16 protein-coding genes are annotated in these 23279 nt (G+C 38.4%); 3 read left to right on the top strand and 13 right to left on the bottom strand.

Translation table 11 applies throughout. The annotated features are described in order from the left end of the window. Nucleotides 1–41: 41 nt before the first annotated feature. The 7 genes from BO26_RS08075 to BO26_RS08105 all read right to left on the bottom strand — a co-directional run bounded on the left by BO26_RS08075 (nt 42) and on the right by BO26_RS08105 (nt 7293). Nucleotides 42–821 (bottom strand): P-loop NTPase fold protein, encoded by a 780-nt coding sequence (locus BO26_RS08075; RefSeq protein ID WP_236637399.1) that lies wholly within the window; start codon nt 819–821, stop codon nt 42–44. Between the two features lie 343 nt (nt 822–1164). Beyond that, nucleotides 1165–2583: a carbohydrate porin gene (locus BO26_RS08080; RefSeq protein WP_036770769.1), complete on the bottom strand. Its 1419-nt coding sequence runs from the start codon at nt 2581–2583 to the stop codon at nt 1165–1167. A gap of 197 nt (nt 2584–2780) precedes the next feature. After that, the gene (locus BO26_RS08085) at nt 2781–3716 is read right to left on the bottom strand and encodes an aminoimidazole riboside kinase (protein ID WP_036770770.1); all 936 of its coding nucleotides are present in this window, start codon (nt 3714–3716) and stop codon (nt 2781–2783) included. 891 nt (nt 3717–4607) lie between these two features. Continuing rightward, complete coding sequence (locus BO26_RS08090; protein WP_036770771.1) at nt 4608–5195, bottom strand: putative adenosine monophosphate-protein transferase Fic; 588 nt, start codon at nt 5193–5195, stop codon at nt 4608–4610. Beyond that, nucleotides 5185–5685 carry a YhfG family protein gene (locus BO26_RS08095; protein WP_036770773.1) on the bottom strand — a complete coding sequence of 167 codons (501 nt, stop codon included), beginning with the start codon at nt 5683–5685 and terminating at the stop codon, nt 5185–5187. Before BO26_RS08095 ends, BO26_RS08090 begins: the two co-directional genes overlap by 11 nt. An 83-nt stretch (nt 5686–5768) precedes the next feature. Further along, complete coding sequence (locus tag BO26_RS08100) at nt 5769–6272, bottom strand: GNAT family N-acetyltransferase (protein WP_477707017.1); 504 nt, start codon at nt 6270–6272, stop codon at nt 5769–5771. A 355-nt stretch (nt 6273–6627) separates the two neighbouring features. Next, nucleotides 6628–7293, bottom strand: coding sequence for a bactofilin family protein (locus tag BO26_RS08105; protein ID WP_036770775.1), 666 nt, complete (start codon nt 7291–7293; stop codon nt 6628–6630). Between the two features lie 1810 nt (nt 7294–9103). Between BO26_RS08105 and BO26_RS08110 the strand changes: the two genes are divergently transcribed. Then, on the top strand, nt 9104–9295 hold the full coding sequence (locus BO26_RS08110) for a FaeA/PapI family transcriptional regulator (RefSeq protein WP_236637403.1): 192 nt from the start codon (nt 9104–9106) through the stop codon (nt 9293–9295). Between the two features lie 423 nt (nt 9296–9718). Here the strand turns inward: BO26_RS08110 and BO26_RS08115 are convergent, their stop codons facing one another. After that, the gene (locus tag BO26_RS08115; RefSeq protein ID WP_036770777.1) at nt 9719–11674 is read right to left on the bottom strand and encodes an autotransporter domain-containing esterase; all 1956 of its coding nucleotides are present in this window, start codon (nt 11672–11674) and stop codon (nt 9719–9721) included. 432 nt (nt 11675–12106) lie between these two features. Here BO26_RS08115 and BO26_RS08120 point away from each other — a divergent pair, with 432 nt between their 5' ends. Further along, nucleotides 12107–12568, top strand: a complete 462-nt coding sequence (locus tag BO26_RS08120) for an acetyltransferase (RefSeq protein WP_110882714.1) — start codon at nt 12107–12109, stop codon at nt 12566–12568. An 80-nt stretch (nt 12569–12648) separates the two neighbouring features. Here BO26_RS08120 and BO26_RS08125 read toward each other — a convergent pair whose 3' ends face one another. From BO26_RS08125 to BO26_RS08145, 5 genes are all read right to left on the bottom strand, one after another. Then, nucleotides 12649–13461, bottom strand: a complete 813-nt coding sequence (locus tag BO26_RS08125; protein ID WP_036770778.1) for an energy transducer TonB — start codon at nt 13459–13461, stop codon at nt 12649–12651. Between the two features lie 79 nt (nt 13462–13540). Then, a complete protein-coding gene (locus BO26_RS08130) occupies nt 13541–16537 on the bottom strand; it encodes a TonB-dependent receptor domain-containing protein (RefSeq protein ID WP_036770779.1) in 2997 nt (998 codons plus the stop codon). A 52-nt stretch (nt 16538–16589) separates the two neighbouring features. Beyond that, entirely contained in the window at nt 16590–18077 is a 1488-nt protein-coding gene (locus BO26_RS08135) for a surface lipoprotein assembly modifier (RefSeq protein ID WP_051690911.1), read from the bottom strand. Nucleotides 18078–18171: 94 nt separating this feature from the next. Continuing rightward, the gene (locus BO26_RS08140; RefSeq protein ID WP_036770780.1) at nt 18172–18918 is read right to left on the bottom strand and encodes a Slam-dependent surface lipoprotein; all 747 of its coding nucleotides are present in this window, start codon (nt 18916–18918) and stop codon (nt 18172–18174) included. 1027 nt (nt 18919–19945) lie between these two features. Beyond that, nucleotides 19946–21304: an MATE family efflux transporter gene (locus BO26_RS08145; RefSeq protein WP_036770782.1), complete on the bottom strand. Its 1359-nt coding sequence runs from the start codon at nt 21302–21304 to the stop codon at nt 19946–19948. A 682-nt stretch (nt 21305–21986) separates the two neighbouring features. On the opposite strand from BO26_RS08145, the gene BO26_RS08150 reads away from it, so the two are divergent. Next, nucleotides 21987–23261 carry a bifunctional O-acetylhomoserine aminocarboxypropyltransferase/cysteine synthase gene (locus BO26_RS08150; RefSeq protein ID WP_036770783.1) on the top strand — a complete coding sequence of 425 codons (1275 nt, stop codon included), beginning with the start codon at nt 21987–21989 and terminating at the stop codon, nt 23259–23261. Nucleotides 23262–23279: the final 18 nt, after the last annotated feature.

Raw genomic sequence — 23279 nt, forward strand, 5'->3', positions numbered from 1 at the left:
TGCAATTTTCAGTGCGTCTCTCAATTTTCTAGAATCTGGAGTCATATTGTCATCACCGAAGTCACGAGTTCCTGAGTGCGACTGAGGTGGAGAAGCGGGCGCAAATCCTCGGTTCCCAGAGCTGGCAGGAGTTGGAGCCACTGCTGAGTAAATGGCGTATCCTTAAAAGGCTCAGGTAAACTACTCTGACCTGCTGCAGCGGCTTCAGCGTCCGCTAAAACTTGTACCCTACCGTCATTATCCGAATGAAAACGACTGGCAAGTTCCTCAGCGAGGCTTTCATCGCACCTTTCAAGGAGATGCCACTTTGCCAGTGCAGCTATATTTAAAGTTATTCCTTGAGGCGCAGAAAGAGCATCACGCAAATAAACGGTATTTAAAAACCTTTTCATTAGCCGGGGATTGGCGTTTACTGCTAAAGAACGATGAAGAAGTGCCGCAAGACCCTGAGCTAAATCCATTAAACTTTTGAGGGTATCAACATGCTCTACTAGTTCATATAAAAACTCTTGATTGATCGTTTCACCTTTCCAACTATTACGTAGTTTCTCAGGGATAACGCTAAGCGCATGATTGAACCTTTCCTTGCTAAAATGGCCTGCGTTAGTCTCTCGCTCAAGCAGTAAAAGGACCAGATACGCTTTCGCCTCATTCAAACCAAGGCGAGGAACATGGAGTGGAACCTGTATTAATTTATCGAAGTAGTTAGTTGCAACATCGCCCGTAATTCCCGCACCATCGAAGTGAACCTTCATCGCAGCTTTTATGAAATCGTTATCTGCGGTAATGACGAAAGCGCTACGGCGAATGAATAGCAACATCGGATTGCGTCTACGACATTGGATTTTCCACCATTATTTTCACCAACCAATACAGTTAAATCTGGGCGGGACTAACGGTCACATCATCAACGATGTTTTCTTTACCTCCAAACAGTGGCACAGTGCGTTAACAGTTGCAGTTATATCCACGTGATGTCCCTTATATACCCAATAGATTTCAAGATGGATCGCGACGGCAAAGGAGCGAATCCCCGGAAGCATAGATAACGATGTGACCGGGGTGAGAGAGTGCAGCCAACAAAGAGGCAACTTGAAAGATAACAGGTATAAACCAAAATCTCTTTATAGGTAATAAGCTATGGCGGAAATCGGCTAACCTGCATCAGAAGAGGTATTTAAATCGGGCACGTGCTCCGTAGCGTTGATCGTGATGACTGTTGGCAATTTTGTTGTTAGCATCCGTTTCCAGTATAGAGACATAAGCTCCAAGATAGAGATTGAAGTTCTTCATATTCATGAGGTTAGGAATCTGATATGACGTATGAATGGTACGAATGTCATATTCGCCTGGTTCATTGAACGGCTGATCAATACGTGCAGCCATACCATCAGTGTTGAACTCTTTGATATTGTTGTGAGCATAGATATAGCCCAGTTCAAAGCGACGCCACATCACATTGATTCCAGCCGTGAAATTCTGCTCGCCTGAAGCATCTAAGTAAGCGGTATTTAGATTAGCAACAATACCATTCTCTGGATCAGTCGCCAGATTGTTCCAACTTAATGTCATACCGTAGCCATTGCGTCTGGATTGATCGATCCATTGCCCTTGAGCATTCTGGTAACCGTAGGCGTTGTTGACCACATTGCTTTCCATCGCCACGGCTGCACTAAATTGATCTTTTTTCCACGCTATCACTGGACGCAGATAAGCAACATTTTTATTATTATCCAATGTGTTACCGTGATAGATGTTATCCTGAAATAGTGCAGTGCCATCTTCAAGTAACGTATTGAGTTCGAAATACCAGTTACCGGCGTATTTGCTCAGCATCAGGCTACCACCACTGTTACTGCGGCCACGTCCTTCTTTCATCATGTAGATGTAACCGAAACCATCAGCATACAAATCGTTAGCAGTATTACCAGAATACTGAATAAAAGTATCCTGGTTAAGAGGAAACATATCGTAAGCTTCAAAACGCCCAATTTTGGTCTGCCAGTTTTTCTCATTACCGAAGAAGAAGGCAGCATCATCGAGATTCATTTTTCCGGTCATATCTGCCAACGGCTGCACACTGAAACCAGCGAAGTTACCATTCTGATTACTACGATAACCATCCAATCCAATTAAGATACGACCATTGATACCCCAGCGTTCTTTGTCACCCGGTTTCCAGTCTTTGTTATCTCTCGTTTTCAGAGAAGTTAGCTGGCCACTTCGGCTAGCGCCATCAAGATTGAATTCTACATCACCGTACAATTTCAGATTACCGAAATCATTCAACTTCAAATTATTAGTTGGCGCTGCCTTATTTTCTTGCGAATTATTTTCCAACAAAGCGCTATGCTGTACCGCTTGTACAGTCTGCTGTTCGTTTTTAACGGTATGTTCCAGACTTTGTGCACGTTGTTCAGCCGCTATGGCGCGTGCTTCTGCCTGAGCAGCCCGTTGCTCTGCTTGTTGCAGTCTCTGCTCTAGTGCATTAAAGCGCTCTTCAATGTTGTTATAAGAAGAAGCAAAAGCAGAAGCTGAAAATATTAATCCTGGAGCGACAATCAGATAGTGAAGGTTTTTCATGATACTCAACCCATCGAAATATAGTTATTCTTGTTCTACTAAATTACAAAACCGATTTTTCAGGAAAAGATAATTGAGTTGATTGACAGATTCAGATAGTAATCAAGTTCGTTAACCAGCTCAAGCTATTGTAATCGATTCCTCAAATTCGGCGGGAAAGTGAAGAAATGGTAAGTCAAATACCCACCACCATATACTTAGGCGCGCATCTGTAAGAAAGTACTCAATTCATCCGCGTATGGCAGCGCAGTCATCGCACCTTTAGCGGTAGTCGACAATGCGCCGCAGGCTTGAGCCTGAGCGATAACCACCGTCCATTCGTCACTCTGCGGGATACCTCCCAGTTTTGCCAGTGCTGCCAACAGACCAGCAACAAATGCATCACCAGCGCCGGTCGTATCAACGGGGATAATTGGTGTAGCATCAAAATGACGGAGTTGTTTGCCGTCGTGCACGTAAACACCATCACGACCAAGCGTCACCAGGAGTAAGCATAATGGAAAGCGAGTCATCATCCAGTCAATCGCGTTCTCCAGTTGATCAATGTTGCTGATGAAATTAAGTTCATCGCGTGAAATTTTTACTACATCCGCCAACATCAACGCCTTTTCCAAACACGGGCGCAACTCTTTCGGTTGCTTCCATACCTCCTCTCGGATATTAGGATCAAAACTCACCCAACCACCTGCTGCCTTAATGTTTTCCATTGCATTCAATGTGGTACTACGGCTTGGCTCCTGCGACAAAGCGATTGAGCAAATATGTAACCATTCCCCAGCGCTAAATTCTGGTACATCAGCAGGCTGTAGAAACAGATCAGCACTAGGAGTTACCATAAAAGTAAATGAGCGTTCACCCTGCTGATCCAAATCGACTACTACAGTAGAAGTGTGGTATTGGTCGTCTTGTATCATGTGACGGATATCTACGCCTTCAGCATGCAGCACCTGTCGCAGGAATGTGCCAAAGCTATCTTTACCTACGCGACCAATAAAACCGCTATTACCTCCCAATCGTGCGACACCCACTGCCACATTAGCTGGTGCACCACCAGGACACTTCAGGTAACTGTTTGAATTTTCAGGTACCAAATCGATAACGGCGTCACCCAGCACCCAGACGCGATTAACCATGTTAAATCCCTATTTCCTATTAAGATAAAATAATGAGTTAAAATAAAAGAACCAATTTAGCGACACAATAAAATCATGCCAAACAACATCAATAGAGTGAAAGAGATCAAAAAACAGTGGCACTTTATTGTTCTCGTGCCATTTTTTACCACATTTGCATAGTGCTACTCGAAAGTAACAATTTATTAAATATAACATTAATATAGCTAATCGGTACTTATTCAGTATTCTTAACTGATAACGACTATTCATATAATTCATCTTTTTATCTCATACAAATAATAGGGATATATAGATTGTACATCCCAGAAGCTTGAATTAGAAAAATATAGTTTGATCAACAGCATACATTTTATTTCGTTAGAAATATAAATTTCAGGCACAATATATTCAACAGATTTTCAACAATACAGCAAAAAATTATACGAAAAGGGAACTTATTACCTATTCTTAAATAAGAATTTAGTAACGTAGATAAATTATCTGACTCCAATAAACCCCTAATGAGGTACCAACTATGAAGAAGTTATCAGCTTGCCTTTTAGCGTTAAGTATTACCACCTTCTCCGCCAACCCGGCATTCGCAACTATCTGTTTGCAAAGCGATAAGTCACTGACAAAATGTACTCAAATATGCGGACCGATAGCTCTTTATAGTATTTTTTTCTCAATGGCTTGCTTTTAAATTAATCCAATCAATAGCATGAAAAAGTGACAGGAATAATTTTATTCTTGTCGCTTTACCATATGATTATCACTCTCATTTTCTTTATAAAATATAATCTAATAGCAACCAACATAAAGCCATAGTTAAAGCTATTTTTCTGCCTATTTAAGTTTATTAATTCTTAAATCCACACTCATAAACAATCAATAAAATAGTCAAAAATATTAAACATAAACACAATTTTCAAAAATTCTTATTAATGGTTGATAGTTGCATTGATAGGCCGAAATATTAGCCATAATCCATTGCTTAGCATCCACAGACTCAAAAGAAATATTATATCCATAGTTTATAACAATATATTCAAATAACAAGCGTTGTGTTCGCCCATTTCCTTCTCTAAAAGGATGAATTACATTTAATTCTGCATAATACCCAGCAAGTTTTTTGATGAATTCTTGATGGTTTAATCCCATAAGATAATTTTCACTCTCTAACATATCGAATATTCTATTTCCTTCGATTTCAATACGTTCAGCATTACAAAAACGGGTATTACCTTTTGATATATCAATTGTTCTAAGCTGACCCGCCCAATCATATAAATCCGAAAATATTTGTTTATGGAGTTGACACCAAAAAGCTAAATCGTAAGGTGGTTCCAGAAATGAAATATTTAATATAGCAAGCTCAGTGAATTCCCTCTCCGCCTGTTCCAGAATGATTGAATCACGAATACCTAATTTATTGACGAGAATATCTGTGCCTAAGTATGTGTAGGGATCTTGTCCTGCACCATATTTATCTATCATAATCTCCCCACTGTTCACTGTATTTTCTAATTAAATGATCTCTCAGATTTTCTTGTTCCTCTTTAGTTACAGGTAAACTATTCATAGTAATATCCATTCCTTCAAGGCGCATACTGTGCCTGTAGTTTTCCAGTTTCACTCGGTCAAAATAATGTTTTTTCTCATTATAAGTTGTCATTATTGTTTTTTTATCTTTTCGGTTTCTAATATTTTTCTCTTGCTGACGGGAATATTTAAATTGAGCAAGATCCAAGTCACTCAATTTACAGTTAATTGCCTGTCCGCTTTCGAATATTCCCCAAGAAATAACCTCGAAATAACTCGCCTTACCATTTCTGATACGGTTAATCTTTACCTCTAAGTCTTGTTGTAGTGTTTGCAATACCTGTTGTACTTTACGCTCAGATATCCCTGTTGCATCCACAATTGAACGAGTATTAGGATGATTTAATTTAGCCAGAGCCGCCATAACAGCTAATTCATATTTCATTTGTATTCCCAAATACCTATATATAAGCAACAACAGTATAAAACACCAAAATAGAAAAAACCATAAAGTAAACCAAAGTTATATTACCGACAGATTCTATAGAGCACATGTTCACGAAGCGGATGTCCATTCGGTAATAAAGGATGCAAAAAAGTATTTTCATCTTTCACCATTCCAAGCTTCTCCATAACTTTTTGAGATCGCAAATTAGAAACTGTAGTAAATGCAACTACTTCCTCAAGTTTTAATCTGGTGAAAGCAAAATCTAATGCCTGACAAGCAGCTTCGCTAGCATAACCTTTACCCCAAAATGGCTTATCAAGACGCCAGGCAATTTCGACACAAGGTGAAAATGGTAATTCCGCTACAGGAATATTCAAACCGACAAAACCAATAAAATCCTCAGTTTCTTTCAGCTCCACAGCCCATAATCCCCAATCACCCTGTTGCTCAAATTTCTGAATAATTTTATCCGCCATGGCATTACTTTGTTCAATCGTCAAAGTGGCAGGAAAGTATTCCATAACCTCGGCATTACTATTCAAACGAAAGAACGGTGTCCTATCTTCCTCTTGCCATTTTCGCATTATTAGTCTGTTGGTTTCCAATATCATAATTATCTTTCCTTAAATATAAGCTAGAAAATATATTCATATGTGCGGCAAATCACATACTTTAAATGTACATCAACTAAGAGAATTAAAGCATATTATACCCAATGAATTTCAAGATGCATCGCGACGGCAAGGGAGCAAATCCCCGGGGTAAGCGAGTGCAGCCAACAAAGAGGCAACTTGAAAGATAACGGGTATAAACAGATAACCGCTATAACAGACAAGATTAAAGATAAATAGGGTAATCATTCAAAAGACTAAACATTTATCAGAAAGGAATGGCCCGTGCCGGAAACCATCAGAATCACACATCACACGGGCTTGACTATCAGGCACTTGTTTTTACCGTGGCCTTATCTTTGGATTTATCATTATTGCTATCTTTAATTGGAACAACACGCTCAGATGTGGATTTATCTTTATTCTCAATCTGTTCCGATTGACCCAAAAATAAACCACCACGTTTGATAGACATACTGCCACAACGACTGATACCACGTAGTTCACCATGTTCAAGAATATCCAACGTTGCTGCACAGCAAGTTCCTTCAACATTGCCATCAATAATGATTTCTGGCGCACTGAGTTCACCTTCAACCCGCCCGGCATGCATAATTTGAATCGCACCCTCTTTCACTCGGATATTCCCAATCACTTTGCCCCAGATCTGTATATCACCTTCCACATCAATATCGCCTTTAAATACCGAGCTTTTAGCGACAATCGTACAACGGCGGGCTTCTGCATTGGTGTTCTTTTTACCATCAACAGCTTGAGACACCGGTTCAGCAGCCACTGTCTCTGTTTTTTTTCCAAACATAGTTTTTAATCTCGACCTCATGTGAATAAAGCAAAATATTAAAGCCAGAAAAGAGAGAATCGCTGTCACGGCACAGCTAATAAGATTACCAGCCAGATAGAATCCCAGAGCAATGCTCCACATGACCCATATACAGCTGAGAAAAATGTTGTCTGAAAAACGATGTTTTGCCATGTTCTTTCGCTTTCTTATTATTTTTCATGCTTTTTTCATTAGAAAATACAAATCAAATCACTATCTTAACAGAATCAATAGCAATCAATGCTAAGGGAAAGCCAGTATTTACTGTGTTATTAAACGCTTAAAACCATTATCCATTCTTCTGTTAGGCGCTCAGATAACAATTAATAAGGAAAATTTAATATTAAAATAGAAGCATTGACCATGGAATTGATAACATACACAAATAATAAAGTCACGTTATTAATGTTTAGTTTTATTTACAAATCAAGTGATAATAAAAATATTCATCAATCGAATAGGACTGGCATAACAATAATCAAAAACAGGAAATTAAGAATGGAATACTCTATAGAAATGATAATTTAAGCCTCAAGCTCTTTTTGAAAATGACTGAACTTTTCTGTTCTATACCCAATAGATTTCAAGATGGATCGCGACGGCAAGGGAGCGAATCCCCGGGCGCATAGATAACGATGTGACCGGGGTGGATGCAGCCAACAAAGAGGCAACTTGGAAGATAACAGGTATATAATTAGAGAATTTAATCAAGCAATAACTATTAAAATGAAAATTGCTATTAATATGAGTATACGAAATTTTTTTCACTGACATGATTTTCGTAGCTTATCCGGTTTATTAGTAGCCCAAGGTAAAGCTAACAATACTTTTAAAATCACCCGAGACAATAACCGCTGAACTACTGGTTCCAAACTGCAATTTTTCCAAAGGATTTCGACATTCTTCGGGGCCATGACCTTTTTTCCTTTCAACTCTACACTGGAGATCACAGTCTGATTGGACGTATTTGGATCGACGGAATACAATATAGTAATAATAGAGTCACTGAAAGTAACAATGCAATGGTATTGAGCAGTTTTATTTACAAAAGAAACGACGCCAAATGTTAATATAGCTACTATCACAATTCTATTCAGTTTCATTTCTAATCATTTACATATTGGTAACAATAAAATCCAAGACGATCTAATAGCAATTAATATAAGCGAAGGATGAGAATGTGTTCTAAATAAAAGTAAAGGCGCATTCCATTAGACTATTTTATTTTCCCTTCTTTATCGTAAAGAGTGACTTCAGGCAATGTTCAAACTGTCTACAATAATAACGTCTATTTGAGATAGGGAGTAAATAACTTTATGATTTCTTATAAGTGAAATTTTTTTGAAAAATAGTTAGAACACCAAAACTCATTGGCATAAATACAGCTGTTAAAAATACAAAAAAATAAGAATTATTTCATTAACAATTCCACCTTAACTTCATAAGAATCAGAAAAAATTAACACAATGTATTGACCATGCAGAAATATTTATATATGAACAATTTCCCTATCGACTTTTTAAGTATTACAGAATAATTCAATTAATAAAAACAAAAAATACAAATTCAAATAATTTCACAACAAAACACTTAGATAACATTTCAATACTATAATTTGCGATCTATAGTGTCGCAAATTATATCTATATAAGAATAAAATTCTTTTTTTATTGTATTTTTTAAATTAAAAGATCTAAAATTTTAACTTTTCGATATAATTAATCGACATCGTATGAAAACCAACCTAGAAAAAACAGGATATAGCTGATAATTCGTTATGTACGAACATTCAGCCTGCCCTCATGTGTTGAAATTAGCCGTTGGATCACCCCGAGTCACTCAAGATATCTAACTGGATTCAATAATGCCTGGAGTTAATATGGAAAATCGGAAAGATCCGACGCAACCTTCCCAAACGGATCAAGTACTTAATGTCATATCCAAATTATGTACAGTTCGGAAGATGCAGGTGGATCCCCCACCAGAATCATGGCCCAGCACTCGAGACGTCGCCGAACAGTGCGATTTCACCATCTACAAAGCTCGTTATCTATTATTAAAGCTGGCTGACAAAGGATTAGTTATGGTCACGCCATCTCCCATTAAAAATTCTCTTCGATGGTATATATCGGAAGATAAAATTAAACCCATCTAACCACTTTTCTTTCAAACAAATCTGAAGAAATGAGTGTTTTACTCTATTCAATGGGGCTGTCCAAATAGTCAAAAATTTGAAGAGACAACATACGGCCCTAAGGTGTTATTTATTCAAATAGATAATATAACCGTATGCCAATACCAGAATGCTGACGATGGTAAATGTATTTCTATTTAGATAATCTGTCCTATTATTCCTACTATGATTGTATTAGCGACTTTATTCTTTTAATTATAAAATTCTTGGTAAAAACTTCCATCACAGAGATGTAATACCCAATTAATATTTTTTCATATCAGAGGAAGATAACATGGAACTCCTGGGAATACAGAATCCCCGGTCACATAGCAAACTATGTGACCGGGGTGAGCGAGTGCAGCCAACAAAGAGGCAACTTGAAGGATTAAGGGTATAGTAGGATTAGAAACTGGCATTAACACCCAAGCTAAAAGAGTAAGTGTAATTCTGGACGTCGCCATCATTGCGTGATATTGATGCAAAAGCGCCCCAATCCTTATTAATAACAGCATTCATACCAATGATATATTCACGCCAATCGGTATCCTGTTTTGGGCTTTTTCTAGTGGAAAATGTCTCAGTTGAGTTGATAGCACTGCGAATTTGATAATGTTTCTCACCAAACTGATGGTTAAACCGAACTTCAGCATAGGGATTAAAACGACCAAAATTTGTATCCAGGCGCCAGCCCAATGTTCCAACCTGAGAGTCGTAACGTTGATCGCTAAAATGCATAGCTGTAGCCGTGCTTCTATTACCCAATTCACGATAACCTTTGACATAACTCTTATCCCAGGCGTATTGGATGATCGGACTAGTCATAACTGTAGATGCCAGAGGAATATCCCAACCCGCTGTAATGCGTCCTCCCCACTGATGACCTGTAGTCGAAGCATGCTCATTATGCAGCCCCTCATTAAGCACGATACCACGAGTAATGTCTTCATATTTCATGTCCAAATAGTGAAGATCACCGCTCATCCAACCTTTATCGTAGTAACGCCATAAACCGTAGGCGGTGAATACATAACCACGGCCATCATAGCGGAAATTATTCGCTGAACGATTATCCTGATAACGCGAGATCATCCCACCTAACAAAATATTATCCGTGAGCTGATAATCACTACCTAGTGTTAAAGTATGATTATGATTACCACTATAACCACCAAATACACCTATTTTACCTTGCTCATTACCCCCGCCACGTAGCTGTTGTAAACGACCGTCAAGAGAGGCAAGTGCCCCCTTCACCGGCACATTGTTAGCTTTCGTCAGTAACATAGCCTGCTCTGGAGCATTAAGGATTGAAATAATGTACTGACCAATCATATGCTGTGCAGCAGGTGTTGGATGAAAATCGTCAGCAAATAAAAAAGGCATATTCTTATCAAAATCGGGATTATTAGAATCACAATCTTTGGCATTAACCCCCTGGGGACAAGCGTAACCTATAGTATTAAGAAAGCCATAGCGTAGAGGATCTGCTATGACTTCATGCAAAAGCGCATTAACATCAGCACGAACGATATTGCCATTCCCCTGACTTAGTTTTATATCTTCTAATCGATTATAACTATCAACCAGATCTGACGCACCTCGGCTATGCTTTTCATAATTATCAATTAATTGCTGAGTTATCACCTCCGCTTTTTTAGCATCTCCTCCTGAAGCTTCAAAGCCGATACTTTTGAAAACACCCTGGATGACTTGAAGACGGATGCCTTCATTAAGTGTTGGGTTCTGATTAACTGCCGCATGAACTTTATTCAGCGCCTCCTCAACTTGGTTTGAGGTAGCGCCTCCAATTGCAAGTCCTTCAGAGATAATGGTTTCCATAAGCTTCGGAGTGACACCAACATCAGGAACCGTAGGCACGATCACCAATCCGGCCCCCGCATCAAGAAGCATATGTACCTGGGATGCAGCGGCGTTCGCACTCTTATTAATCGTATCTTGTGCTTTACCCAGATCTTTCAATGCATCCTTAACATCATTACCACCAATCCAGTGAACATACATGCCATTAGAATCTGCACGACCATCATGACTCGCCAGATAACGAGTTATCTGATCCTGAGTGTTATCTTTACTATTTAAACTGGCTACAGCAGTCGCACCACCAGCAGCATAATTAGTTCCTCCGCTGTTAGAGTGGGCCAGTTCAGTTCCTAATTTTCGGGCAATAATATCGTGATATAGATCACTGGTCTTACCATCCACTGTGTATCGACCATTATTTCCACTATCACTTAAGCTATCACCAAAAACATATAAATTGTCATAAGCGTGTGCGTTCGAAATTGCACTTATTGAAAGTGCTAATATACCTGGTGCAAATATAGACGATCGTTTCATTAATATGATCCTCAAGAAATAATTTTATATTTATCATTGAACTAGCCGTCCAACTGGAATGAACAATCCAAATAGAATCTACGTTGGTGAAATATAACGCGTTCCTTCCCTTGGCTAACCAATACCTCATTATAGTTAGTAAAAAGGAATATCCTGTACTATTTTTTTACATCTTAAGGTTTAGTGTTGCTTAATAGTTCAAATAGCCAATTCGGTTAAAATTCAACTATCTATAAAAGATAATATTAGACCAAATAGATTCAAACCTCTTCTTAGCTTCATGAAACAGATCACAAAATAGCAACAATTTTAACAATTAGAGATCTCAATGAGGATAACCGCTAAGTCTGGGTAATATCTGAAGCGATCCATCACAATAAACGTGATAACATCAATCCATCATCGATTTAGCAAAATAAAAGATTAAGAAAAATGAATATAAAAATTCAGCAAGCTATGAAGACAGATTTCAATAAACTGATCAAAATCTGGGAAGCCTCTGTACGGGCAACCCACGATTTTTTGTCTGACGAACATATTAATGAGCTACGCCCATTAATTCTGCATACCTATTTGCCGGCGCTTACTGTTTATAAAGCAGTAAATGACAAATGCGAAATTGAGGGTTTTATTAGTGTTGATCGGCATCGGGTTGAAATGCTGTTTATCACCCCTGATTCCCGCGGTAAAGGCATCGGCAAAGCACTTCTGAATTTTGCTATCGCTGAATTAGGTATCAATGAACTTGATGTTAATGAACAAAACACCCAAGGAGTTGACTTCTATCAGCACCAGGGATTTAAAGTTTTCAATCGCTCAGAAATTGACGGCCAGGGTAATCCATTTCCATTATTGCATATGCGGATTGAACGACTGAACTCCGATGCGACATAACTGATTCCAGTTCAACATCACGCTATTGCTGTCAACATAGCGAAGGCAACTTTTTAATACCTTCGCTGTTCATGGCTTTTTCACTTCAAATTAAATTCGATGACTAACGTGAGATCTCTCGGTAAACCAGGCGGTTTCACACCTACTGACCGAGCTTGTTGGATTGCCGCAAGGGCAGCCCGATCCAGTTCATCAGTTCCCGAACTCTGCACTAATTGAGGATTGGTCAGATCACCGCTATCCAGCAAGCTAAATTTTACCTGTACCGCACCCTGTTGCTTCATCTTCTTCGCCCGACGTGGATAACGTTTATGTTTCTCAATTTCACGACGTAGGGCTGACTGATAGCCTTGTAAATCATCAAAACCCAAGCCGATCATCGGTTGGCTGGTCGTTGCCTGACGCGCCCCTGCTTGTGAATCCGCAACATCTTTTCCTGCTGTCTGAGAATGCCCTGCCGTTTGCATTGTTCGGTCTTGCTCAATTACCGTTTTACTTTCACGTTCCGCTAGCTTGGGCTGACGATCTTCTACCGGCTTTTTCTGTGGTTGAGGTTTGTTCCGTGGTTTGGAATCTGTATATTCTTCCAGTAGTTTCTTCTTTCGTGGCCGATCCACTGGTTTATTGAGCGCAATTTTTGCCTCAAACGGTGATTCCGCTACCACAATCTCTGGTGATCGTGGTGGAGGAATAGGTTCCGGCTCTACAGATTGCTCTTGCTCAACAGGTGCCGCTAGAGCAACCATTTCTATCGACATACTGACTATTGGCGAATTCACAGATTGATTATTCGCGCTGTCATCACGTAATAAATGCCATGCCATAAATACAACGATACCCGCATGTAACAGCAAAGAAATAAACAAACCAATATAAAGACGATTTTTCACCATAATTCAAGCCATCTTGAAATCCATTGGGTATAGATTGCCAGTTCTCTTAACAGCCAACCGGCTAATCTCCCTTAAAGAGTCAGAACTGACTGGTGACACTAAGCTTAAACGTCCGTCCGGGCGCTGGCATCATGGAACGGGTTAGCGGGTCCAAATAATAGCGATCGGTTAAGTTAGTGCCGGATAATTCGACGACAATATTTGGCGTAACCTTATAATTAATATAAGCATCTACAGTCATGACCGGATTCCAGCGCATCGGATTATTATTTATCCCTTTATAAGTATCCGGCATTTTTTTCATTAACCATTTTTCATCCTTATTTTCCACGCTACTGTGATACAACACCCGGCTACCAATTTCTAAATCTTCATTTAATAACCGACCGCCAATATTCAGGTTAAGAGAATAACGTGGAGGAATTGTTGTTCTTAAAAAACCACCAGGAAAACCGCCATCAATACATTCTGGAACACCAAATTTATTGGTCGAATCTAACATACCTGATGAAGTTTTATCACAAACTTTATTTTTAAGATTATAAGACAAGCCAAAATGGGTAAAGAAACCACCGTTATCATAACGGCCTTGTACTTCTAAACCCGATAATTTCTGTTTATCTAATTGAGTAAATTTAAAGTTACTATCACGGTCAAAAATATTTTCTATAACAGTATTGTAATAAGCAAATTTAATATCTGCATTATGCTCCGCTCCCAGCAAATAACTTAAATCATGCACATAACCGACTTCAACGGTTTTACTCCGTTCTGGTTTAAAAGCACGTACGGGTTTATCCGTCAAACCAGAAGAAAAGCCTACGGTATCTTCAAAAATACTCGGCATACGTACTGCTTCAGCGTAACGGGTATAGATACGTGCGTTATCACTCACATAAGCCGTTGCGGAAAATACCGGCGCCCAGGCATGATCCTTGCGTTTAGGTTGTTTAGCCCAACGCTCTTGCTCACTTTTTTCTTTATAAACGCCACTATCACTGATACTCAATATTTCTCCTGAACTATCAACATAACGGCTATTCTGTTGAACGTTACTATATTCATATTTATATACTTCTTTTTTAGTCACAGGATCAATAATGCGTTCATTCATATCAAGCTCCCCATTAAAATAGGGATTATCTTGTTTATATAACTTACCATCATCACGATATTCCCACAGCACATCTACTGGCACCATAAGGCGAGAAATTGAATCGCGTGTTTCGGAACGCGTAAATTTTTTATCGGCATATTCATCAAATTCATCATCGGTCAGACATTCAAAACATTCATTAAATTTTTTATATAATTCAGCTTCCCGTTCGGTAAGTGTTCTCTGATATTGTAAACCCTGACCAACCAGTTTTTTGTCCTTACTATAACGGGGATCACGGACTGCTAAACGTTCATTTAAAAAATCATCCTTAGACCAATAACTCACTCGCCTGGCGCCAGCACTTAATGCCAGCCATGAGGTAGGACGCCAATCGAAATTAAAGGCAATATTATTTTCCTGACGGCGCCCCTTTCTTGGTAGTGAACGGAAATTAGAGAAACTCTTTGCTTCATAATCATCATGTGAACCCAAACGCTCCCGTTGCAAGCTGGCCGACAATGTTAAATCCAGATCTGCCGTCAATGCAAAGGCATTAGAAAGGTCAACCCCCCAGCGGTTATTATGCGCATTGGTGGAAGCAGTATCGACTAAACGACCATCTTTATTCGGATCTTTTCTCTGCTGATTCTTATCCCAAACCTCATCCCGATCTCGCGGTTCACGTGGATATCCCCCGGCAGTATTAGTATTGCTAATAGTACGGGTAATCCAGAATTTCATATCAAAATCAACCCATTTGTTCCCCTCAGGCTGCCATTTATAATCCACATTAAACGCCTGCTGATGGACATTAGCCAGAGGCCATTGCGGTACAACATTATTCTCAGCCCGAACCCAACCAAGCCGCGAAGGCATAATTTCACCGTAAGTTGTTTTGGTATCGCGAATACCAAACTCAATAGTCTGTTGATTAGCCAAGTGCCAGGTATTTTTCAGTAACCAAGATTCCATTTCACTGGAGGTATTCGGTACTTCATTGCCAGGACGATATATACGTGCCACAAAAGGCAGATAAGGATCATATGCTCGGGTACCACCATCAAGAATAACTTTATCCTCATCACTGATAGGAGCATCATAACGATGAGCACCTCCCTTACCAGCAAAATAGTTGCCTTTACTGCGATAACTATAAGCCGCCATTAAATCAAAATATTCCTGCCTGGTACCTATCGCCAGGCGTATCGCATTATCTTTCAGCCCCAATAATCTATTATCTTTTGAAGTTTTTGGCGTGATTTCTAATGCGGGATCAGCATAATTAAACCCCCGCATAAAATCAGGAATATCACGATAATCTTGTCCCCATTGCAGATTCGGTACACGTTCCTTAACCGAGTTACTACTGGTTTCCAATTTCAAATTAATACCAAAACGCTCATCTATAGGTACCACATCATCAATGCCCAGGGTTTTTATCATTACGGCGCCACCTATCGAACCCTTTACCCCACGAGTCAGTGATGGCCCTTTTTCTATTTCAATACTACTGATCAAATTAGGATCAATATAATTACGGTTGTTCGCGCCGTTATAACCACGCCAGGTCGTAATTGCCTGTTCAGTACCATCAATAGTCACAGGAACCCGTCCCTGTCCCTGGATGCCGCGGATATTAGGATCTAATGCACCACTGTTTCTGGAATCTCCACTGAATACACCAACTGCACTTTTTAAAACATCCGCCGGGGAAGCACCTTTATAACGTTCTACCAAATCCTTGCCTAGGTAAATATTAGTAATATCTTTATCGTAGACCGCATCATAACCTGCCTGATCTTTTTCGCTGGTCGCTGAAACATGGATCTTACCTAAGTCAGCCTTATTTTCAGCGGGCTTTTTGACAGGCTGAGAAGAGGCTGTTGGTGTTTCTGCATCCACACGATAAGGTATTATGCTGTAGGTTAATACCAGCATGAATGTTATTTTGCTATATTTATTATTTAATTTATACATAGTGATTATCTGCCATAGTACGGATTTAACTAAATTATTACTTCAATTAGCATCAGAAATACTTTTCGAATTTAACTAACACTTCATTCTTACTATATGAATATAACCAATCGACATTGCTATTATTTTTTCTGTATCGATAAGTTATTACCGGAGTTAAGCCAAAAACTTCAAATTTAGGCATACTGAGAATTGCCGAATAGAGTTGTTCATTGTCTTTACGACGTGCATTTAAAGATACGCTGTAATCACCAAATTGCCGCTGACGTAACGCGGTAAAAACCACCGCGTTAATTCCCGGATACAGCTGAGTGGAAATACCAGCCCGTATTCCTCGCTGTTGATAATCATCCTCTTTCTCAACACTGGTTTTATAAACCCAGTCACCGCCAGCAAAAGTGATTGTTTGATCAGTTAAATAATAAGATAGCGTAGCATATACAGATGTCATATTACCATCATTATGATTATAAAGTTTATGATAATGAAACTGTTTATATTCGCCTTCCAGATTCAATGCCAAATTTTGAGATAGAATATTCATCCATTCCGCTTTCGTCCCGGTAGTACGATAGCGGAAACGATTACCGACATGATTAAACTCAATAATTGGCCCCATTAGGAAATCATTTTTCAACGCTTTATAGTTATAACCCAAATAAGCAGAAGTAGTATTTTCATTTTCCTCACTACGACTACGGTAACTTTCTCCATAAGTCATTGAGCGCAAAAAGATACCATGATGACCATTTAGCGGATATATCTTACGCAATGTAGCATCATAACTGATGCCACTCGCCTTCTTTGCCATAGGTAAACTACGTTTAGTCTTACAATCACCATTCTCATGATAATTCATACAAATAGGAGGCTTATTCGGTGACATATTCGTATTGTCGTTAAAGATATAGCCTACGGCAAAAGACCCCCGCCATGAATTACGCAAACTAATAGCATCCTGATAACTGATTATATTCTTAATGACTGCTGGTGGTAATTTATTTCCGTTATTATGATTATCAGCAAAAATTTCATTAAACAGTAAGCTGGCCTCTTTATTTTTTTGGTTTTCATAATAGACCCTGGCTAATTCTAATTTAGCGCGGGTAAAATCAGGTTGTTTGTGCAAGATAACTTGATAATGCTGTTCCGCCGTCACTAAATCACCCTGTGAACGTGCAAGATTTGCCTGAGCAAAATGGACCAATTGGGTATCATGCCCAGGTAGCTTCTGATACATTGACAAAAAGCGCTCGACATCCCTCACTTGTTGATGATTAACGGCTAAATACAATGCCTGACCAATATCATTGACATTATTCTCGACGCTAAAAGTTAGACCATTAAGTACTATCGATAAATTATCGCTATTCTGATTAACTATTTCATCAGTGATAATCTCTTTTTCTTGCTCCTGCAAATTTCGCTGTACGTTATGCCACAATCTTCTACCGGTATCTTCATCTGCAAAAACCCAAGAAGAATAAACAAATAAACAGCTAATCAATATAGTAAAACGGATAATGAGGCTATTTAACATTGGAATATCACTGCTTTATAGTCGGATCAATACATAAGCAGAATAAGACAAAGTCCCTATGAACTTTGCCTTATTCAGCTAACACAAATTCATATTATGGGTTTTTAGTCCCACCAAAAGCAGTATCTTTACTATGATCCGTAGGGAACGTAGCAGCGCCTGCTAAGCTAGCTGCATTATCACCAAAGAAGTGGCCTCTATTTGTACCGACAACATCTCCAGCTGTTGCCCTGCCGGCAAATGAACCATCTGCTCTAATTCTGGAATTAATATTAACAGTCAGTGCACTATTCGCTATTGAACCATTAAGCCTTTTCTGACCAAAATCAGCAGTAAACGTGCCTTGTAGAGCATTGTTACCACTATACTGGTTGATCCCTTTAACCGTATAAGTCGCTATGCCACCAGTAGGCAAATTGGTCGTCACATCTTTACCAGAATAGTAGGCGGTATGGGTAGTATCACTTACTTTACCGGTCTGTGACCATTCACCAAAATAGACATCAGCATTCGCCACCTTACTGAAGTTAAATACTCCCATACCTTCATGGCTACTTGATCCAGGAACAGAAATCTTATGAATTCCGTTCTTATCCGCCTCGACATAACGAGCAAGACTTGCGAAGCTGGTAATTTGACCTCTGGCAACAGATTGCACCCCAATTCCAGGCTCTCCCCCTGGGGTCGGATGACCACCACCACGCGGTTCAGTTACTCCAACTCTAATACTTTGACTATCGGTATCAAAATATTGGGTTTGCTCAAAACCTGGCGCGGCTATTGCTTGTGTTACTAATCCACATGTACCTAATACTGCAATTAACACTTTAACTTTGTTCATAGCATATTCCTTATGTTAACTAATTAAATGTTAGAGTATTGCTTAATTACATAGTTTTAGTACCGTCCGAAGACTGCAGCGCATATTAACGTACTTTTAATAAAAAATGAAATGATAATCATTATCATAAATTCATTACACATACTTGTATAAAATGGCAATAAATACAGCTAACTATCTAATTATTAAATCAATATTTACCATAGCCACAATATAATAACGAGATTAATCTTAAGTGGAAAAAACCAATAATTAGTGTAAAAAAATCAATACACAAAAATAAATACAAGGAATATTATTTCATGTTGAAATTAAAATAATAGTTATTATTCCTTGAGATACTAACTGGCTACTTATTATTTTATTAAAATTAATAAAAAATTATTTAACAATGAAAAATAAAAATCCTAAAAAGATAATTCATTTTATTGATTTAAAAATAAAAAATTATTATGAAAAGTTGGAATGCAATTATTCAGAAAAATACCTCTAATATATAATTTACAAAAATCACTAAAATAAACACCTTACCATAACGATTTAAATCCAGACAAAAATATTACCTAAAATCGGTCAGGATCTAATAACCATAATCTTAAAAAGTAAATTATTATTCACAATGAAATTTTTCTTAAAATAAATTTTCAAATGACAATATTGATATCCTTTGTCTCTATATGAAAGAATTGAATAAGCTATTTAAATAAATCAAGAAAGATCCGCTACCTTTAGATTCTTTATCTCCCATATCAGCTATTCTCTGAATATACCTGTTATCTTTCAAGCTGCCTCTTTGTTGGCTGCACTCACTCACCCCGGTCACATAGTTATCTATGCTCCCGGGGATTCGCTCCCTTACCGTCGCAATGCAACTTGAAATCTATTGGGTATATATTATCCTCTATTTCTCTAAACTATGTGATAATGCACTATTGCTATATAGGTAAACTGACAAAAAATTAGCCTCCTAACTCTATTATATTGACCTAAATTATTTACCAAAATATTCTGTAGTTAAATTAGGAAATCAGGAAATTAATTGAGAAACGACCATTCTTACTCTAACTTTTAATATAATCAATAGTAAAGCAGAGTTAACAAAAAGACCTAAAACTAATCCATACCAAAATCCTACAATTCCCATGCTTTCGGTGATCCAGTCTGTCAAAGCTAAAGTAAATCCTAATGGTAAACCAACTAACCAATAGCCAAACAACGGCGCATAAAATACCGAACGGGTATCATGAAAGCCCCGTAAAATACCAGATAAAGCCGCCTGACAAGAGTCAAATAATTGGAACAAGCATAATAGAAAAATTATGTTAATCGCGATGAGTATAACTCCATGATCGTTAGTATAGAGTGAAACAAATGAACTTGCGAAATAGTAGATTAAGACACCGATAACCGCGGAAATAGATAATATTAAAGCAATTGAGATCTTTATAGTCCCTATTAATGATGTTTTATCTCTCTTTCCAATATAGGAACCTACCCTTACTGTCACCGCGGCTGCAACTCCCCCAGTTATTGTATAAATAATAGAGGTAATATTAAGCATAATATTATGCGCGGCAATGACTTGAGCACCTAAAGGAGCGGCAGTGATAGCAATCACATCCAGAAAGACCATTTCAACAAAAAGCGCTAACCCACTTGGCATGCTAATATAAAAAGTCCTGCTTAAATTCTTATATTTTGGCAAACTGAAATCTAGCCTATATCGACGATATTCATTCTTTAGCAAGAAATAGATAACCAGGCATATAGCACTCAGGTTATTAATAACCGCAGTTGTAATTCCCGCTCCAATGCCCCCCATTTCTGGAAAACCCAATTTTCCATAAATAAATATGTAATTTAATGGTATATTCAACAATAAAGCACCAGTAGACAAATACATGGCGGTTTTCGTGTCTTCCAATCCTTGTAGAAATGAACGAAAAACATTAAATATCATAACACTAGGAACACCACACGCCATCGCAATAACATAGCCTTGGGTAATTTTTAAAATATGCTCATCTATGCCTATGAGCGAAATTAGCCAGCTAACTAATATTAATAAAAGAATTATTGGTATCGAAAGTATCACCGCCAGAAACAAATAATTTCTAAGACTTGCTTTAATTCCTTCGTCATCATGTTGCGCTTTCTGCTTTGCTACATCTGCTGCCAGCATGATAATCATCCCATACCCTAATACAAATATAGGAAACCAAATACTACTTCCTAATGTTACAGCGGCTAAATCAGCCGTAGCATAATGACCAGACATCACAATATCGACAAAACTCATTGCCGTACGTGCTATCTGACTAACGATGATAGGTAAAGAGAAAAACAATAGCTTTTTTAACTCTAGCCGGTTTGAAAACTTAGTCATAAAAATTCCATTAATTTATTGGTTAGTACCAATATTGGTCATACTAACAATAAATTACGACCAAAATTATTTAGAAAAGTTTGAAAAAAAAATAGAATGATGAGTATACCTTCTATTTTTACTCAGGCAACAACGAAACAATAAATTAAAACAATCTAACGAAAACTAACTATTTCACAGAAATTTTTGTGATCTTTATAAAAGATTGAATATTTATTTGCGTATTTTGTTCGCATTTTTTATTTTAATCGTTAATGTTATTTGGCTAAAATCGTTGAAGTCTTTTGTGATAATATCCACATTATTAAAAAATAAAGACACCAGCATAGCTAAAACAGATAATTAGTTACTTTTTAGAATTATTTCTTTAACCAATAAATGATTAGTGAAAATATAATGTCCACATAGATATCTATTCCAATAGTTCATCAATCAAAAAGATATATAAATTAAGCTCCTTGTAAGCAATCGTAAATGGGGCTATGGTTCTAATAAAAACCACTATACCCAATAGATTTCAAGATGGATCGCGGCGGCAAGGGAGCGAATCCCCGGGAGCATAGATAACGATGTAACTGGGGTAAGTGAGTGCAGCCAACAAAGGGCAACTTGAAAGATAACAGGTATACAACTATTCACCCAAAATACACGTCATCTTACCGATATAAAGAAGAGATTAAAAATGAAACCAGAAACTCTTGCTATCCACGGCGGATATTCCCCTGATCCAACAACTAAAGCCGTTGCTGTGCCTATCTATCAAACGACATCTTATGCGTTTGACGATACTCAACACGGCGCCGATCTGTTTGATTTAAAGATCGAGGGAAACATTTATTCCCGTATTATGAACCCAACCAATGATGTACTCGAAAAACGGGTTGCTCTACTTGAAGGAGGGATAGCCGCATTAGCCGTTGCATCTGGTATGGCTGCCGTCACCTGTGCGATTCAATCCATTGCTAGCATCGGAGATAACATTGTATCCGTCGCTAAGTTATATGGCGGCACTCATAACCTGCTGACTCACACATTGCCTCGATTCGGTATTGAAACCCGATTTGCTGAACACGACGATATTGCTGCATTAGAATCACTCATTGATGATCGCACCAAAGCAGTATTTTGTGAATCTATTGGTAACCCAGCGGGTAATATTGTTGATCTGAAAAAATTTGCAGAAGTGGCTCATCGTCACGGCGTCCCCTTAATTGTCGACAATACTGTCGCCACTCCCGTGCTTTGTCGCCCATTCGAACATGGCGCTGACATTGTTATTCACTCTTTAACTAAGTATATGGGAGGGCATGGTACTACTATTGGTGGCATTATTGTTGATTCCGGCAATTTCCCCTGGAAAAAACATCAGCAACGATTTGCTATATTGACTACTCCAGACCCATCCTACCATAACGTCACTTACACCGAACAATTCGGCAAAGCTGCATTTATCGGACATTGCCGTGTTGTACCGTTACGTAATATGGGAGCAGCATTGTCTCCGTTTAATGCCTTCCTTATTTTACAAGGATTGGAAACACTGGCATTAAGAATGGAGCGTCATACTGAAAATGCGCTGAAAGTTGCTCATTATCTACAAGATCATCCTCAAGTTAGTTGGGTAAAATATGCAGGACTGCCAAATCATCCAGAACATGAATTGGCGCAACAGTATGTCAATGGGAAACCATCAGCACTCCTTTCCTTTGGTATTAAAGGCGGAAAAGAATCCGGTGCAAAATTTATTGACGCGTTAAAGCTGATTGTACGCCTGGTTAACATTGGTGATGCTAAATCACTCGCTTGCCATCCAGCGTCAACAACGCACAGCCAATTAAATGATGAGGAGTTAATTAAAGCCGGCGTATCACATGATATGATCCGTTTATCCATCGGCATTGAACATATTGATGATATTATTGCCGATCTTGCCCAAGCTCTGGATGCATCGAAATAATTCAGAATAACCATATAC

This window comes from Photorhabdus australis DSM 17609 (assembly GCF_000711895.1).
GTDB classification, from domain to species: Bacteria; Pseudomonadota; Gammaproteobacteria; order Enterobacterales; family Enterobacteriaceae; genus Photorhabdus; species Photorhabdus australis.

Excerpts from the sequence above, each read along its gene's own strand:
- BO26_RS08085 (WP_036770770.1), bottom strand. The coding sequence starts at position 3,716 with ATGGTTAATCGCGTCTGGGTGCTGGGTGACGCCGTTATCGATTTGGTA.
- BO26_RS08135 (WP_051690911.1), bottom strand. The coding sequence starts at position 18,077 with ATGTTAAATAGCCTCATTATCCGTTTTACTATATTGATTAGCTGTTTA.
- BO26_RS08115 (WP_036770777.1), bottom strand. The coding sequence starts at position 11,674 with ATGAAACGATCGTCTATATTTGCACCAGGTATATTAGCACTTTCAATA.
- BO26_RS08140 (WP_036770780.1), bottom strand. The coding sequence starts at position 18,918 with ATGAACAAAGTTAAAGTGTTAATTGCAGTATTAGGTACATGTGGATTA.
- BO26_RS08075 (WP_236637399.1), bottom strand. The coding sequence starts at position 821 with ATGTTGCTATTCATTCGCCGTAGCGCTTTCGTCATTACCGCAGATAAC.
- BO26_RS08110 (WP_236637403.1), top strand. The coding sequence starts at position 9,104 with ATGCAGGTGGATCCCCCACCAGAATCATGGCCCAGCACTCGAGACGTC.
- BO26_RS08130 (WP_036770779.1), bottom strand. The coding sequence starts at position 16,537 with ATGTATAAATTAAATAATAAATATAGCAAAATAACATTCATGCTGGTA.
- BO26_RS08105 (WP_036770775.1), bottom strand. The coding sequence starts at position 7,293 with ATGGCAAAACATCGTTTTTCAGACAACATTTTTCTCAGCTGTATATGG.
- BO26_RS08120 (WP_110882714.1), top strand. The coding sequence starts at position 12,107 with ATGAATATAAAAATTCAGCAAGCTATGAAGACAGATTTCAATAAACTG.
- BO26_RS08095 (WP_036770773.1), bottom strand. The coding sequence starts at position 5,685 with ATGAAATATGAATTAGCTGTTATGGCGGCTCTGGCTAAATTAAATCAT.
- BO26_RS08100 (WP_477707017.1), bottom strand. The coding sequence starts at position 6,272 with ATGCGAAAATGGCAAGAGGAAGATAGGACACCGTTCTTTCGTTTGAAT.
- BO26_RS08125 (WP_036770778.1), bottom strand. The coding sequence starts at position 13,461 with ATGGTGAAAAATCGTCTTTATATTGGTTTGTTTATTTCTTTGCTGTTA.
- BO26_RS08080 (WP_036770769.1), bottom strand. The coding sequence starts at position 2,583 with ATGAAAAACCTTCACTATCTGATTGTCGCTCCAGGATTAATATTTTCA.
- BO26_RS08090 (WP_036770771.1), bottom strand. The coding sequence starts at position 5,195 with ATGATAGATAAATATGGTGCAGGACAAGATCCCTACACATACTTAGGC.
- BO26_RS08150 (WP_036770783.1), top strand. The coding sequence starts at position 21,987 with ATGAAACCAGAAACTCTTGCTATCCACGGCGGATATTCCCCTGATCCA.
- BO26_RS08145 (WP_036770782.1), bottom strand. The coding sequence starts at position 21,304 with ATGACTAAGTTTTCAAACCGGCTAGAGTTAAAAAAGCTATTGTTTTTC.